A 14,758-nucleotide genomic window follows, 5' to 3' on the forward strand; every position below is an offset into this window, starting at 1 on the left:
TGTGAACAGAAACGATATAATTCATTTAATTATAGTTCAGGACGCATGAAAGTTCAAGCTAATATGTCCTTTACTGTCATCCTTCTGGTCTCCCCAGTCATTTTTATTTTTTCATAAGAAATTCCTAAAAAAATATTTACCTCCATTGTCTATAATAAAGAAAAAATTAAAAGGATGTGACTAATTATCATGAGGGAGAAAATCTTGATTGTAGATGATGAGAAAGAGATTGCAGATCTTGTAGAATGCTATCTTGATAATGAAAATTATTTCATTCAAAAGTTTTATGATTCTAAAGAAGCTTTTAAATGTATCATGAATCATCCACCGGATCTGGCAATTATGGATGTAATGATGCCGGGGCTGGATGGGTATGAGCTTTGCCGCAGAGTCCGGGAGTCCTATCATTTCCCGGTGATTATGCTGACAGCAAAAGGGGAAGAACTTGACAAAATAACCGGACTTACCCTAGGCGCGGATGATTATATATCGAAGCCATTCCTGCCTCTGGAGCTGGTTGCACGCGTGAAGGCACAGCTGCGGAGGTATAAAAGGTATAACAGCACAGCCCCGTCACAGGAAGATCAGGTCATTATGGTTTCCGGACTGGTACTCAATGCGAAAACACATGAATGTACCTTAAACGAACGCCCTCTCTCACTCACCCCTACGGAATTTAAGATTTTGTGGATTCTCTGTGAAAATCATGGCGCGGTAGTGAGTGCCGAAAGTCTTTTCAGACAGATCTGGGAGGACGAGTATTTCCGCAAAAATAATAATACGATCACGGTTCACATACGACATTTAAGGGAGAAAATGCATGATTCCTTTGAGAACCCGAGGTATATCAAAACAGTATGGGGGTGCGGATATAAAATTGAAAGCTAAGAGTATGAAATGGGTTAAGACAGCCGCCTTATTCGGGGCTGTCTTAGTATTATGTTACGGAATCTTTTATTTTGGTGATTACATACTAAATGGCAGCTTTGTTGACTGGTTTCAGGACAATTATGTATGGACACATACAGAACCACAGGATACATCCGGTCTTACAATGACTATATCAGAAATCAACTGGCCCAAATTCAAAATGCTGATACTGGAGCTGTTCTGCTTAGGAGCTTTACTTTCAGCCGCCCTTGCAGCCGGTGCAGCCAGATTCTACGGAAAGAAAATGTCAGCCCGGACAATCTCAGGGGCCGGCCGGATGATACACAGCTTCATGGAACACGATATAGACGCAGACATGGTGTTTCCATCAGAATATGCAGAAATTGCAGTACAGATGACTCAAATCAAGACAAAAATGGAGCGGAACGCCCGGATTATGAAGGAGGAAGAAGCCCGGAAAAATGATATGATTACTTATCTCGCCCATGATCTGAAAACACCGCTGACTTCCATCATCGGCTACCTGAGCCTTCTGGATGAGGCCCGGGACATGCCTGCACCGCAGAGGGAAAAATATACGACTATTGTGTTTGAAAAATCCCTGCTGCTGGAACGGCTGATACAGGAGTTCTTTGACATTACCCGGTACAATCTCAATCAGATTATTCTGGAAAAGGAAACTTTAGACCTTTCTTATATGCTTGTACAAATGGCAGATGAGTTCTATCCGATCCTTCAGAAATGGAAGAATTCGATTGATTTAGATGTCGGGGAAGGAATCACGGTATATGGGGATACAGTAAAGCTAGCACGGGTTTTCCAGAACATATTGAAAAATGCAGCCGCCTACAGCTACCCGGAGTCTGTAATCAGGGTAAAGGCAGAGAAGGATGATAAAGAAGTAAGGGTTACCATTGAAAATGCCGGGAAAACCATTCCGAAAGAAAAACTGCCAGTCCTGTTTGATAAATTCTACAGGGCAGATGAGGCACGGCCGGGTAATACCGGAGGCGCCGGTCTGGGGCTGGCAATTGCAAAAGAAATCGTTGTCCTGCATGGAGGAAGTATTACGGCAGACAGTAAAAACGAGAAAACTACATTTCTTGTAAGTCTGCCCCAGATATAAATAGAACCTTAACCTTTTCTTAGGAAATCATCAACAGGAAGTTAAAGAATGACGTCCTGGAATCTTATATAATCTTCTTGTGAAAGGCAGGGTGGTTATATGAAAAAACAAAGAAGACAGCCATACCGGAGAAGGAAAAGGAAGGCTTCCCTCTACAATTATTTAGTAATTCTTATGATATTGGTGATTTTACTCACATTTCTACTGGCAGCGAAGTGGTATTTTCAGAAACCGGATGATCCTGTTTCATCTCCGGCAGGTACTTCGCAGATAAAACTCAATAATCTGGCCAGCCCCAATGCAGTACTTGTCAGGCTCAATTCTGATGGAACAGGAGAATTTATGGCACAAAGAAATGCTGCCGAAAGAATCTATCCCGCATCATTGACTAAGATTATGACGGCAATTCTGGCGATTGAAAATATAGACGATATGGGACAACGGCTGGAAGTACCATATGACTTCTTTCCCTATCTCTATGAAATGGATGCATCTATGGCAGGTTTTGAACCCGGGGAGACTGCCACTGCAGAAGCACTTGTATATGGGATCATTCTGGAATCAGGTGCGGAATGCTGTCTGGCTCTGGCAGACCTTATAGCAGGCTCAGAGGAAGCATTTACCGGACTTATGAACGACAAAGCAGAGGAACTGGGAATGACAGATACCCATTTTTCAAATACAACAGGGTTACATGATACAAATCATTATACGACAGTCAGCGATCTGGCAGTTTTACTGGAGTATGCATTAAAGAATCCAGAATTCCGAAAAATTTTCACAAGCAGTTATTATACCGTCGAACCGACTAATATGCACCCGGACGGTTTTACCATGCAGAGCACATTGTTTGAAAACCTCGGGGACCAGAATATAAAAGGTGGCAGAATCCTCGGCGGAAAAACCGGTTATACAGACGAAGCCGGCCTGTGTCTGGCAAGCCTTGCAGAGGTAAACGAAGAAGAGTACATCCTGATTACCGCACACGCTGCAGGCTCGCACGAAACGGAGCAGTACCACATAAACGACGCTTTAACTACCTACGGACAGCTAGAAAAATAATTTCATTATCCTATTGACATCTCTTTCTAAATGGTTTATATTAGCCTTGTAAGGTAGTTAGTTACTCAAGTAACTAACTCGCAAAGCGGGGTGATATATTTGAACATTGATACAAATTCAGATAAGCCCATATTCATCCAGATTGCAGAACAGCTGGAAGATTCGATATTTACAGGAATATTCCCGGAGGAAACAAAGATCCCTTCCACGAATGAAATATCCGCCCTGCTGAATATCAATCCCCATACAGTTCTAAAAGGTATGAATATGCTTGTCGACGAAGAAATCATTTATAAAAAAAGAGGTCTGGGTATGTATGTAAAAGAAGGTGCCGTAAAAAAAATCCGCGGTAAAAGGCAAAGCCAGTTTTACAATCAGTATGTGGCAGCACTGGTTGAGGAAGCATCGAAACTGCAGATGTCAAAAGAAGAAGTAATTAAGCTTATAGAGAGGGGCTATGAACATGAATGCAATCCAAATTAAGAATGTAACCAAACGATATCAAGATGTCACTGCACTGGACAATGTTTCCTTTACCTTTGAGCATGGTAAAATCTACGGATTTTTAGGGAGAAACGGGGCCGGAAAATCTACGCTCATCAACATCATCGCTAACCGGATCTTCGCAGATGAAGGAGAAGTCTTAGTCGATAACCTGCCTGCAAAGGAAAATATGGAAGTACACGAGAAGGTCTTTTGCATGAGCGAAGCTGATTTATATGATACCGGTTTAAAATTAAAGAATCACTTTAAGTGGACGGCACGCTTTTATGATAGCTTTGACATAGAAAAGGCCTTTTCCGTAGCAAAGAAATTTAATCTGGATACAGAGAAAAAATATAAAGAATTATCAAAAGGCTATCAGTCCATCTTTAAGCTTACAATCGCCCTTGCGCTTAACGTTCCATATGTGGTCTTCGATGAGCCTGTGCTGGGGCTGGACGCCAACCACAGAGAATTATTCTATGAATTATTATTACAGGACTACGAGGATAACCAGAGGACCATCATCATCGCAACACACCTGATTGAAGAAGTGGCCAACATTATTGAGGAAGTGGTACTTATTAATGAAGGAAAAGTACTGCTTCAGGAGACCGTTGAGGAGCTTATGAATACTGGATACTGCATATCCGGTCTTTCTGAGGAAGTAGATATCTACTGCAAAGACAAAAAAGTAATCGGATATGATGAACTCGGCAGCCTCAAGCTTGCCTATATACTAGGCGAAAGAGAACGTCTCCCGAAAAACAGCGGTCTGCAGATTTCTAATATCAACCTGCAGAAATTATTCGTCAAACTGACTGAGAAAGGCGGTAACTAATATGAAAAAGTTAGGTACGGTTATCCGGTACGAATGTGTCACTTCATTTAAGTTTATCTGGATATTTTATGCATGTGTATTTGGCGTGATTTCAATTATTTCCCTTCTGGTCTATATTGCCACAGGTGATTTTGAACAGATCGGTACAAATGCACTTGAAATAAATTCTATGATTTATGTGGGCATTCTGGGTATTATGGGATTCAAAGAAGATTTCAGGATGCTGATACAGAATGGATTTACGAGAAAGTATATCTATTTATCCACTTTCTCACTATTTGTCTTTGTTTCGGCAATCATGGCCCTTGTCGATACCATATTGGGAAATCTTCTGCACACGTTGTCCGACAGGTATTTCTCCCTATTTGCCGGACTTTACGGATATGGGCATTCGGTAGTTATAAACTGGCTCTGGCTCTTTCTCGCTTATATGCTAGTCTGCTGCCTGCTTTATTTAACGATCCTTGCCATAAACAAAATTGGAAAGACCGTTTCCATCTATGCGGGAATTGTCCTCGGTTTAACAGTTATTTTGATCATCCCCGCTATCTTCCGGTTTGTCCTTCCGAAAACATTTACACATAAAGCTGCGGAGTTTGCATTGAAAGGACTTGGTTTTATGACTGACGGCTCCATAAACTTTACTGCTCCCGTATTCCTGTTCATACTGCTTGCCGGCGTTCTTAGTATCTGTTCTTTCCTTGTGATACGCAGAACCGAACTCAAAATATAAATAAATGGAGTTTCCTATGAAATAAAAAGAAAGGATGGAAATCCGTTTTGGATTTCTGTCCTTTTTCTATATAAATACCGTGCACCTCTTCGCATAAAAAGTCAGGTAAACCAAAAATATTTCCGCTATACTCTGTTACAGACAGGCGAAGGAGGAGCACTCATGAAGAAAAGCATGATAGATTTAGAAAGGTTAATAGAAACAAAATATGAAAACACTGCCGGTATTACCGTACTGAAAGATGGAAATACCGTGTATGAAAGCTATTTCAACGGATGCACGCCGGAAAGCCGGATCCATGTATATTCGGTGACAAAAAGTATTGTTTCTATACTAATTGGAATTGCCGTGGATCGTGGCTGTATCAAGAGTATTCATCAGAAAGTACTGGATTTCTTCCCGGATTACAGGGTAAAACAAAGAGAAAAAACAATCCAGAATATCACTCTGGAACATTTGCTGACAATGACAGCTCCGTATAAGTATAAATTCGCACCCTACATAAAGTATTTCACAAGTGAGGACGGAGTAACATTTTCTCTGGATTTGCTGGGTGGCAGAGGAAAGATCGGAGACTTCCGGTACACACCCCTTATAGGACCAGATATTCTATCCGGAATCCTTATAAAAACAGCCGGGCAGTCTGTGTTTGATTTTGCGTCAGAGAATTTATTTTCTCCTCTCGGAATCCATGTCAGCCGCAATATTACATTTCAGTCGAAAGAGGAACAACTTGCTTTTAATAAGGCAACAGGTATCAGCGGATGGGTGGCTGATGAAGCGGGAACTAATACGGCAGGATGGGGCCTCACCCTCTCTTTGACGGACATGGCGAAAATAGGACAGCTATGCCTGCAGAAGGGGATATGGGATGGGAGGCAAATCGTCTCCGCCAACTGGATAAACGAAAGTACAAAGGAACACAGCAGGTGGAAAAAGCCTGATCTGCCATATGGATACTTATGGTGGGTACATCCGGATGGATTTTCGGCAATGGGTGATGGGGGGAATGTCATTTATGTAAATACAGAGAAGCACATAGTCGTTGCGATTGCCTCACTTTTTAAACGCAATGCCCGGGATAGAATCGAACTGATTAAAGAATATGTAGAACCCCTTTTCATGTAACCATCCTTGCGGCGGAACTAACCATTTCTCCGGGCTGCCACTATTTCAAGGCTATTTTATGGTAAGGTATTTCTTTACCAATGTTGTATCTGCGCCTTTTGTTTATTATAATATAAAGTCAAAGCCCCCGTAGCGGGCTACTGGGAATAAACGTTTCAGGAGGACAGAATTGTGATTTTATATTTTTCAGGAACAGGAAATAGTGAATATGCAGCCAAAAGGATCGGCAAAGCAATAAACGATGAAACAGTCAGCTTATTTGAAAGGCTGCGTAACAAGGATTTTTCTGAAATACATTCTGAAAGCCCGTGGATCATTGCCGCACCGACTTATGCATGGAGAATTCCGCGAATTCTGCAGTCATGGCTGGAAAAGACAAGATTATCAGGAAACAAGAATATCTATTTTGTAATGACATGCGGCGGCAATATCAGTAACGCCGGAAAATATCTGGAAAAACTGTGTGCCGGGAAGTCTTTGAACTATATGGGCTGCATGGAAATTGTAATGCCGGAGAATTATATTGCACTGTTCTCCACGCCATCGCAGGAAAAAGCCAGTGAAATCATCAGACAGGCCGAAGAAACCATTGATAAAACGGCTGCCATCATAAAAAAAGGCAGAACATTCCCACAGCATCCCCTTACCCTTATGGATAAATTAAACAGCGGAATTGTCAATGATATCTTTTATCCAATTTTTGTCCACGCAAAGAAATTCTATGCCACAGACGCCTGCATTTCCTGCGGAATATGTACGAATGTCTGTCCGACAGCCAACATCCGTCTTGAGAACGGAAAGCCTGTATGGTCGAAAAACTGCACCCATTGCATGGCCTGTATCAGCCGCTGTCCAAAAGAGGCAATTGAATATGGAAAACACAGTATAGGACTTCCCAGATATACCTTCCCGGAATAATCATTACTGTGCATGCCCGCTGGTATGCACAGTAACGGTATCTGCATCAGTTTTTGCTGTTCGGCCGTATCCCGGCTATCGTATCTGCCAGTCCTGCTGAAACAAGGGACCCGAGCGCCGCACCGTAAGCGGCCTCCTCTTCACATGCAGGAATAGTCATCGGCATCCGGAACATCTCCTCTGCCATTTCCCGCATGAGTGCATTTCTCCTGATACCATTTCCGGACCCAACCAGACGGCCGGCTTTTTTGCCTGTCATGCAGCACATTTCTTCATACATCTCGTATAATTCTTCCAGAATTCCCTGTATCATACCGATTGTCATGGCACCGGGATGAAAATTCAGCGGACTGATTCCGGTAATGCTCCCTGTTTCCTCTGGATTATCCCGTGTCCCTGAAAAAGTCGTCCGTATCTTCCATGCTTCATGTTTTCCATATTTCTCTATAAATCTTCTTGCCTGCTCTTCCATCAGGCTGTATCTTTCTTTGCCTTCTCCCGCCGCTTCACGGTAGAACTGTTCTAGCATCGCATAAGCCCTCCCTCCACACAGGCTGGACCCGGCCATAAGAAAACTCTGCTTTGTAAAGGGTCGCAGTTCGATGGCCCCCTGTGTTTCCAGATAGCTGTCCGTTCCGAAGGATACCTGGCTTCCTGTCCCGATATTCACGAGAACCGTGTCCGATATATCTCCTGCTGCCCCTAGCACACTGGCCTGATTATCCCCATATGAAGCCGAAACCGGAATGCCCGCTGGAATTCCTTCTTCCTGATTCTCTACCGTCACCCCTACTATGATATGTTCATCCAGTAGTTCCGGCAAATATTCAGGATCTGCCCCTGACTCCTCCAGCTCTTTCCTGTAAAAATCACCCTTCCGAAGATCATAGCACCCCCAGCTTGCGGCCATGTCCCGCACGATAAAAGGCATTCCCCGTCCGCAAAGCTTCATCGCAATATAATCACTAATCGTCGTCATTTTCCGTGCCGCTTCAGGGATCATCCCCTTTTTCCGGAGGTAAAAATGTGTCGTCATACCATATCCGGCAGATGCCGCCCCGGCCTTTTCCCGCAGGACCTGTGCATAGGTACGCCCATCTTCCATAAATTCATTCCCGCTGCCGTCCTGCCATGTGTAGAGAGGGCTCACTGCCCCACCCTCTTCATCCACATAAAGAACTCCGTGCATCTGCCCGGTCATGCCGATACTGTCTGGTTTTCCATATTCCCTGATGATCTCCCCTGCGGCCCGGACGCTTAACCGCCACAGTTTTTCCGGGTCCTGAATCCTGTTGAAATCTGATGGCCCTTTTAAAAATGCATTGTGTGGCACGCTCCTGCTGCCCAGAAGTTTACCACTGTCTTTGTCTATCATAATCACACTAATGGTCGTAGTGCCGATATCGATTCCCATTGCACGCATACAAATCCCCCTTCTTTCCTGCTTTATATACATATATCATACAACATGATGTTGCCATTTCCAACATCGTCTGTGTTATTTTGTTAATATTGGTAATGCTGCTATTTTTTAACATGTTAATCTGTAGTCAGTAACAGCAGGTAATATCAGGCATGAAAAACACTTTGCAGGAGAAACTAATAAGCATATATAAAATAAAATACCTTGGAGGCGTAATCATGGATAATAAACCGGAAATATTTACTTTTAATCCCGAGACAGCTCTGACAGATTTTCAGGCTTATCTGTACGAACGCGAAAATGCAAAAGCCACAATATCTAAGTATATGACGGATATCCGTACTTTTTATAAATATCTGGACAGGAACTATCAGATTGATAAAAAATGTATCGTTGCATATAAGGAATGGCTGGAACCCCAATATGAAGTGACAAGTATTAATTCAATGCTCGTGGCACTAAATCAGTTTCTGGATTTTATGGGTTTTGGAAAGTGGAAGGTAAAAAGACTAAAAGTACAAAAACAGCTATTCATTCCGGAAGCAAAAGAAATGACAAAAGAAGAATACAAGCGCCTTATAGAGGCTGCCAAAAGCCAGAAAAAACACCAGCTGGCCATGAGTATAAAGACACTGGCCGCAACCGGGGCAAGGGTAAGCGAACTTATGTTCTTCACTGTAGAAAGTGTAAAAAAAGGTACGATAACCATTTCTAATAAGGGAAAACGCCGAACTATCTTAATCCCGCAAATACTGAAAAAAGAATTACTCTACTTTGCATCAAAAAACGGAATAGTACGGGGCTGTATCTTTGTAACGAAAAATGGAAAACCAAAAGACAGAAGTAACCTGTGGCGGGAAATGAAAGCACTCTGTGCCGTCTCAAAGGTTCCTGCACAGAAAATCTTCCCACACAATCTAAGACACCTTTTTGCCCGGTCTTATTATAAACTTACGAGTGATATTGCCGGCCTGGCAGATCTTCTTGGACACAGCAGCCTTGATGTGACAAGAATTTATACTGCAAACACAGAAGAAACCTATAGAAATCAGATCCAGAAACTGGGGCTTACTCCTGAGTAATAAAAAACCCCCTTAAATGTCTAACAACATAATATTAGTTATGTTGTTAAAAAGCTTAATGGGGATAGAAAAGGTTACAACATAATATTAGTTATGTTGTAAATATTTAATATGATTTGTATTTTATATACCTTATAGTAGCTTTTTATCAACTAAAACTTGACACAATTTGACAAAACTGATAAATTATAAGATATAAATGCATGTTCATATGTATGCCTGACTAAAAGACTTCCTTAGTTTAACAACATAACTAATATTATGTTGTTAAACCATAAAATAGGAAGAAAAGAGGAGGACAATAGAAAATGCCATGACAGAATCAACACCAAAGATAAAATGCGTACTGTCATTCATTGAGTCATTCCGGCCGTTACAGTGCATACCCGAAAGGTGTGACCGTAACGGCTTAAATACGTTCATGCATATAAACAAAATGACGCTGTGTTTAATATAGATGTCCCGGCCGTGATTAATCCCTCCTAAGTATTAATGACGGCCGGGGCTGGAATAAAGAGGTGCATGAAAGTGAAGATGAATTATCCGGTACATAAACTAAAATATTGCAGGAACTGTCTGAATAAGACTTTTAGGATAAATATGCAGAGAAAAAGTGTGTATATTTATTCTTATCCGATGGAATGCCGCTGCTGTGGTGAATCAAAAAATATTATTTATAAGACTAAATTCCCATATAATGTGATTCTCCACTTTAAACTGAAACGCGTCTGGAAAGACTTATTTACTGAAGATGAGCTAAATGACTAAATTAAAAACTTAAACATAAAAATTAAAACCTCACAGTGAGGTTTTAATTTTTAATGCGCGTATTTAGAACATATGTTCTTTTTACATCAGTTGTTTTCCTGATTCATTAGAGTGCTGCCTGCAATCAATACTTTCTTTCCCTGAAATGCAAATCCGTATTTATAGATTCTTTCTTCGCATACCCCCTTTGCTTTCAGAGATGCGGCATAGTCTCTTTCCTCAATCTGGCGCAGTGCCGCCTGAGCAGTCTCATTCAAGTCTTTTTCTTTCATATCCTGAACCTTAAATTCCAGGAGCATAGCCGATTCCTTCCTGTCTTTCGGCTCCAGCATAACGTCATATCTGCCAAATCCACTTTCACGATTGGACGTAATCACATAGCGGTCTTCGAGTTCTACCATGAGTCCAAGTACAAATCCGTGATAAAAACGTTCCGGCTCACTTTCATGAGGCTTGCTTCCACTGTCAAAATAGCTGAATGTTGCAAGTGCGACCCTGTTCATATAAACATTCATTGCACTGATATCATTTTTCAGCAATGCCTGAATAAAATCATTATAATTTGATGCAGCTAAAGCGAACCAATCCCGCACCATGTTCCGGAACATTACTTTCGTCTCAAAATTTGTAATTGCAAGCGTATACGTCTGGCTCCATCCCCCATACTTTGTCTCTCGGATTTCCGTACTGCATACTTTCAGATATCCGCTTGCAAGCAGCAGGCTCCAAATGGCACTCTCATCTATATCCAGCTGGTTATATACAATCTGCTCATCAAATTCCGTCGTTATAGTATTTCCGGACAATAGCAGTTCAAAGGTCTCCTTTACCTGTTTAGATCCTTTCTGAATTAAACTTGCTATCAGGCTATTACTGCTTGTATTTACCCAGTAGGGGCCCACCCTCTGGTTATCAAGATAGCTGATAATAGACCAGGGATTATACATATCCAGCCTGTCTCCAAATCTGAAGCCGTCATACCAGCGCTTTACCTCTTCCTTCCGGTTTGAAATACCATACTCTTCCAGCGCTGCATCCACTTCTGCTTCTGTAAAGCCAAACGCATCCTCATATTTTTCCGACGTCGTTGTTACTACTACAAGATTATTCAGATCTGAAAAAATCGATTCTTTACTTACTCTTGTAATGCCCGTCATCAGTCCGCGTTCCATATAAGGATTTGTCTTAAAGGTACAGTTAAACAGGCTCCGGATAAAGGAGGCCAGCTGCTCCCAGTACCCATATAAATAGGCTTCCTGCAGAGGAGTATCGTACTCATCCAACAGTATTAATACCTTTTTCCCGTAATAACGGTGCATACAAATGGACAGCCTTTGCAGAGACATAGCAGCTACCGCATCTGTCATCTCTGGTTTTACATAATTAAAATACTCTTTTTCCTGCTGATTCAGAGAATCCCCCTCTTGCAAAAAACTGCATTTTGCATATAGATTTATCAGAATCTGGATAATTCCATCTCTCGCCATCTCGTAAGTATTGCCTTTGATCCCTGCAAAGCTCAGTGAAATTACAGGATAACCCCCCTGAAGTTCCTGATACTGCTTATCCTGCCAGATATTCATCCCTTTAAAAATATCGGTATTTTTATAATTCACAGAGAAAAACTGTTCTACCATACTCAGCGTCAGGGTTTTTCCGAAACGTCTGGGACGCGTAATCAGTGTAACATCATCTTTCTTTTCCCACCAATCCCTGATGAACATTGTCTTGTCGACCAGAAAAACATTTTGTCTTCTGGCTTTTTCGAAATCCTGTATACCAATTCCAACAGTTCTTGACATAATGGCACCATCCTATTTTATAACATGTTAAATGTGTCGCTAAACTTATATAAAAATTAGTATACCACATTATAACTTTAAAAGGACTATGTTTTTCTTCTTTTTAGTCTTTTGGGGTTTCTGTCAAATCGTGCAATCACAATCCGTTCCTCTCCGCAGTCTCCAGCAAAAATGCCCTCTGCGTATCATCCAGTTTTTTAAAGGGCTTCCTGCAGTACCCGCAGTCGATGCCCTGCATTTTTAAGATTTCTTTGATACCTTTAAATATGCCAACACGACATAAGGCTGACACAACGTTATTTACTTCATTCTGTACCTCTGCCGCCTCTTTTGTTTTTCCCTGCATGAACAATTCTCTGATTTTTATGAATTTACCGGCCATAATATTATATGTACTGCCGATTCCTGCATGCGCCCCCACTGCAAGCGCGCTTAAAAATATTTCATCATGCCCGATAAAGAAATTTTTTTCCGGATACTGATGTATCAGCTGCTGGAGCTGAAACAGGTCATAACTTGTATGCTTAATCCCCGTAATTTTCTCATTAGCCAGAAGGGGTTTAAGATCATCGTCGGCGAATGTGACCGAGGACATCGCTGGAATGTTATACAGAAGTACTGGAACATCAACAGAATCCGCCAGATCACTATAGTACTCCACATATTCCTCCATCGTAAATGGAAAATAGAACGGCGGTACGGAGGAAACCGCCTTTACTCCTTGTTTCTCTGCATGTTTGGCAAGTTCTATGGCATAGTCCGTAGAAAACATTCCTACGTTTACAAGTATGTCTGCGTCATTTCCTGCCGCCTCGCAAACCGCTTCCAGAAGGTACTTCCTTTCTTCCTTCGTAAGCAGGTAAGATTCCCCTGTGCTGCCGCACACATAAAATCCAGAAACTCCTTGTTTTATATTTCTTTCCACAAGCCGCTGGACTGCCCCGGAATTTATACTTCCTTTCTGGTCAAAAGGAGTAACCAGTGCCGTGTATATACCATCAAATTTTTTCAATGTATCTTCCCTCCTTGAACCCTGCGGCTTTTACTTATACTCATTATACTTTTTCATTGCATATCTGAAGATAATAGATTTTTCCTGAGTCACTTCTTCCAGCACAGAGGACATACATTCTCTGCTGTTTCCGCTCATCTTCTTTCCGCCGCCAAAGGGGAGTTCCTGCGCCCTGAAACCTCCCGATCCGTTCACTGCCACCATACCTGACTTCAGAGCCCCCGCTACTTTCATCGCATCCTGCAGATTATTCGTAATCACCCCTGCACTCAGACCGTATTGAGAAGCCTCTGCAATTTCAATCGCTTCATCCAGTGTGTCAAATTCAATGATCGGGAAAAGTGGTCCGAATACCTCCATATCTCTCGCAATATCCATCTTTGCTGTAACGTGATCAAGGACAGTTGGTTCGAAAAAGGCACCTTCTCTTTTTCCGCCGTATACGAGCCGGGCCCCCTGCAAAATCGTATACTGCACCTGTTTTTCAACTTCGGCTGCCGCTTCTGGGCTGATTAAGGTCCCATAATCTGTCTCCATATCCAGCAGGTCTCCTGTCTTAATCGTTTTCAACCGTTCCTCTATCAGGCGCCTGACGAATTCCTCCTTCACTGATTTATGTACGATGAACCGCTTCGCACCGGAGCAGCATTGCCCTGCGTTTCGGGTCTTATCCCCGGCCTCGTTGACAGCGAGATCCATATCGCAGTCTGCACAGATAATCAGGGGATCATTCCCGCCCAGTTCAAATTTATAATCGGTAAGGTTCTCCGCCGCCTTCCTTGCAATTTCGATACCGGCTTTTACGCCGCCTGTCAGGTTAACCTGTGCAATCATCGGATTTTCGACGATCCAATTTCCAACCAGGGAACCTCTTCCGGTGAGACACTGTACCGTCTGCGGGGTCACTCCCGCCTCCGTCAGAAGTCCCATTAATTTTAAAACACAGAGTGGATTAGACGTGGCCGGTTTCACGACAACTGCATTTCCCGCCATCAGTGCGGGACCCGCCTTAAACGCCCACAATGCAGCCGGAAAGTTGAATGGGACGATACACGCAATCACACCTAATGGCTCATGTACCGTCACCTGAAGGTCGTCATCATAACCGCCTTCAATGCCCATTGGCATAGTTTTTCCATACTGGTGCTTTACGATTTCGATTGCACTTTCAAATGTCATGTATACGGAGTCAATCTCTCCGTAAGAGTCAAATACCGGCTTTCCGGTCTCTAACGTAAGTGTCCTCGCCAGAAGATCCCTGTTTTCTTTTACCAGTTCCAGAAATCTGCGCAGGATTCCTGCTCTCTCACGTATATTGTGGCGATACCATATTTTCTGCCCTTCCACAGCAGACTGAATTGCAAAATCAACATCAGCCTTTCCTGCTGCCGGTACCGTATCAAGTAACTCCCCTGTATATGGATTTGTCACATCTATCGTTTCTTTGTCTGCCGACTCCACCCATTCCCCGTTTATTAACATGTTCATA

General features: G+C 42.4%; 13 protein-coding genes. 9 read left to right on the forward strand and 4 right to left on the reverse strand.

Annotated features, from left to right (window positions below; all coding sequences use genetic code 11):
• Positions 1–189: 189 nt before the first annotated feature.
• The 8 genes from vanR (at position 190) to DWX43_RS06065 (ending at position 7,182) form a co-directional block, all read left to right on the forward strand.
• Positions 190–888 carry a VanR-ABDEGLN family response regulator transcription factor gene (gene vanR, locus DWX43_RS06030; RefSeq protein ID WP_118619537.1) on the forward strand — a complete coding sequence of 233 codons (699 nt, stop codon included), beginning with the start codon at positions 190–192 and terminating at the stop codon, positions 886–888.
• 4 nt (positions 889–892) lie between these two features.
• Positions 893–2,017, forward strand: coding sequence for a HAMP domain-containing sensor histidine kinase (locus tag DWX43_RS06035; RefSeq protein WP_182440636.1), 1,125 nt, complete (start codon positions 893–895; stop codon positions 2,015–2,017).
• Between the two features lie 99 nt (positions 2,018–2,116).
• The gene (locus DWX43_RS06040; RefSeq protein WP_118619541.1) at positions 2,117–3,079 is read left to right on the forward strand and encodes a serine hydrolase; all 963 of its coding nucleotides are present in this window, start codon (positions 2,117–2,119) and stop codon (positions 3,077–3,079) included.
• A 99-nt stretch (positions 3,080–3,178) separates the two neighbouring features.
• A complete protein-coding gene (locus DWX43_RS06045; RefSeq protein ID WP_109731799.1) occupies positions 3,179–3,562 on the forward strand; it encodes a GntR family transcriptional regulator in 384 nt (127 codons plus the stop codon).
• Positions 3,543–4,403: an ABC transporter ATP-binding protein gene (locus DWX43_RS06050; protein WP_109731798.1), complete on the forward strand. Its 861-nt coding sequence runs from the start codon at positions 3,543–3,545 to the stop codon at positions 4,401–4,403. The genes DWX43_RS06045 and DWX43_RS06050 overlap by 20 nt, the downstream gene beginning before the upstream one ends.
• Before the next feature lies 1 nt (position 4,404).
• Entirely contained in the window at positions 4,405–5,136 is a 732-nt protein-coding gene (locus DWX43_RS06055) for a hypothetical protein (RefSeq protein ID WP_109731797.1), read from the forward strand.
• 162 nt (positions 5,137–5,298) lie between these two features.
• Complete coding sequence (locus DWX43_RS06060; protein ID WP_118619543.1) at positions 5,299–6,264, forward strand: serine hydrolase; 966 nt, start codon at positions 5,299–5,301, stop codon at positions 6,262–6,264.
• 171 nt (positions 6,265–6,435) lie between these two features.
• Positions 6,436–7,182: an EFR1 family ferrodoxin gene (locus DWX43_RS06065; RefSeq protein ID WP_118619545.1), complete on the forward strand. Its 747-nt coding sequence runs from the start codon at positions 6,436–6,438 to the stop codon at positions 7,180–7,182.
• A 46-nt stretch (positions 7,183–7,228) separates the two neighbouring features.
• Here DWX43_RS06065 and DWX43_RS06070 read toward each other — a convergent pair whose 3' ends face one another.
• Positions 7,229–8,605 (reverse strand): FGGY family carbohydrate kinase, encoded by a 1,377-nt coding sequence (locus DWX43_RS06070; RefSeq protein ID WP_182440637.1) that lies wholly within the window; start codon positions 8,603–8,605, stop codon positions 7,229–7,231.
• A gap of 218 nt (positions 8,606–8,823) precedes the next feature.
• Here DWX43_RS06070 and DWX43_RS06075 point away from each other — a divergent pair, with 218 nt between their 5' ends.
• A complete protein-coding gene (locus tag DWX43_RS06075) occupies positions 8,824–9,687 on the forward strand; it encodes a tyrosine-type recombinase/integrase (RefSeq protein WP_118619549.1) in 864 nt (287 codons plus the stop codon).
• A gap of 854 nt (positions 9,688–10,541) precedes the next feature.
• Here DWX43_RS06075 and DWX43_RS06085 read toward each other — a convergent pair.
• The 3 genes from DWX43_RS06085 to DWX43_RS06095 form a co-directional block, all read right to left on the reverse strand.
• Entirely contained in the window at positions 10,542–12,257 is a 1,716-nt protein-coding gene (locus tag DWX43_RS06085) for an AAA family ATPase (protein WP_118619553.1), read from the reverse strand.
• A gap of 136 nt (positions 12,258–12,393) precedes the next feature.
• Entirely contained in the window at positions 12,394–13,269 is an 876-nt protein-coding gene (locus DWX43_RS06090) for an N-acetylneuraminate lyase (protein ID WP_118619555.1), read from the reverse strand.
• 30 nt (positions 13,270–13,299) lie between these two features.
• Complete coding sequence (locus DWX43_RS06095) at positions 13,300–14,757, reverse strand: aldehyde dehydrogenase family protein (protein WP_118619557.1); 1,458 nt, start codon at positions 14,755–14,757, stop codon at positions 13,300–13,302.
• Position 14,758 lies beyond the last annotated feature (1 nt).

The sequence above is a fragment of the Clostridium sp. AF19-22AC genome, assembly GCF_003479085.1.
Classification (GTDB): domain Bacteria; phylum Bacillota; class Clostridia; order Lachnospirales; family Lachnospiraceae; genus Faecalicatena_A; species Faecalicatena_A orotica.

What these genes read in the sequence shown, in the direction of transcription:
- vanR (WP_118619537.1), top strand. Translation starts at nt 190, where the DNA reads ATGAGGGAGAAAATCTTGATTGTAGATGATGAGAAAGAGATTGCAGAT.
- DWX43_RS06035 (WP_182440636.1), top strand. Translation starts at nt 893, where the DNA reads ATGAAATGGGTTAAGACAGCCGCCTTATTCGGGGCTGTCTTAGTATTA.
- DWX43_RS06040 (WP_118619541.1), top strand. Translation starts at nt 2,117, where the DNA reads ATGAAAAAACAAAGAAGACAGCCATACCGGAGAAGGAAAAGGAAGGCT.
- DWX43_RS06050 (WP_109731798.1), top strand. Translation starts at nt 3,543, where the DNA reads ATGAATGCAATCCAAATTAAGAATGTAACCAAACGATATCAAGATGTC.
- DWX43_RS06055 (WP_109731797.1), top strand. Translation starts at nt 4,405, where the DNA reads ATGAAAAAGTTAGGTACGGTTATCCGGTACGAATGTGTCACTTCATTT.
- DWX43_RS06060 (WP_118619543.1), top strand. Translation starts at nt 5,299, where the DNA reads ATGAAGAAAAGCATGATAGATTTAGAAAGGTTAATAGAAACAAAATAT.
- DWX43_RS06070 (WP_182440637.1), bottom strand. Translation starts at nt 8,605, where the DNA reads ATGCGTGCAATGGGAATCGATATCGGCACTACGACCATTAGTGTGATT.
- DWX43_RS06075 (WP_118619549.1), top strand. Translation starts at nt 8,824, where the DNA reads ATGGATAATAAACCGGAAATATTTACTTTTAATCCCGAGACAGCTCTG.
- DWX43_RS06085 (WP_118619553.1), bottom strand. Translation starts at nt 12,257, where the DNA reads ATGTCAAGAACTGTTGGAATTGGTATACAGGATTTCGAAAAAGCCAGA.
- DWX43_RS06095 (WP_118619557.1), bottom strand. Translation starts at nt 14,757, where the DNA reads ATGAACATGTTAATAAACGGGGAATGGGTGGAGTCGGCAGACAAAGAA.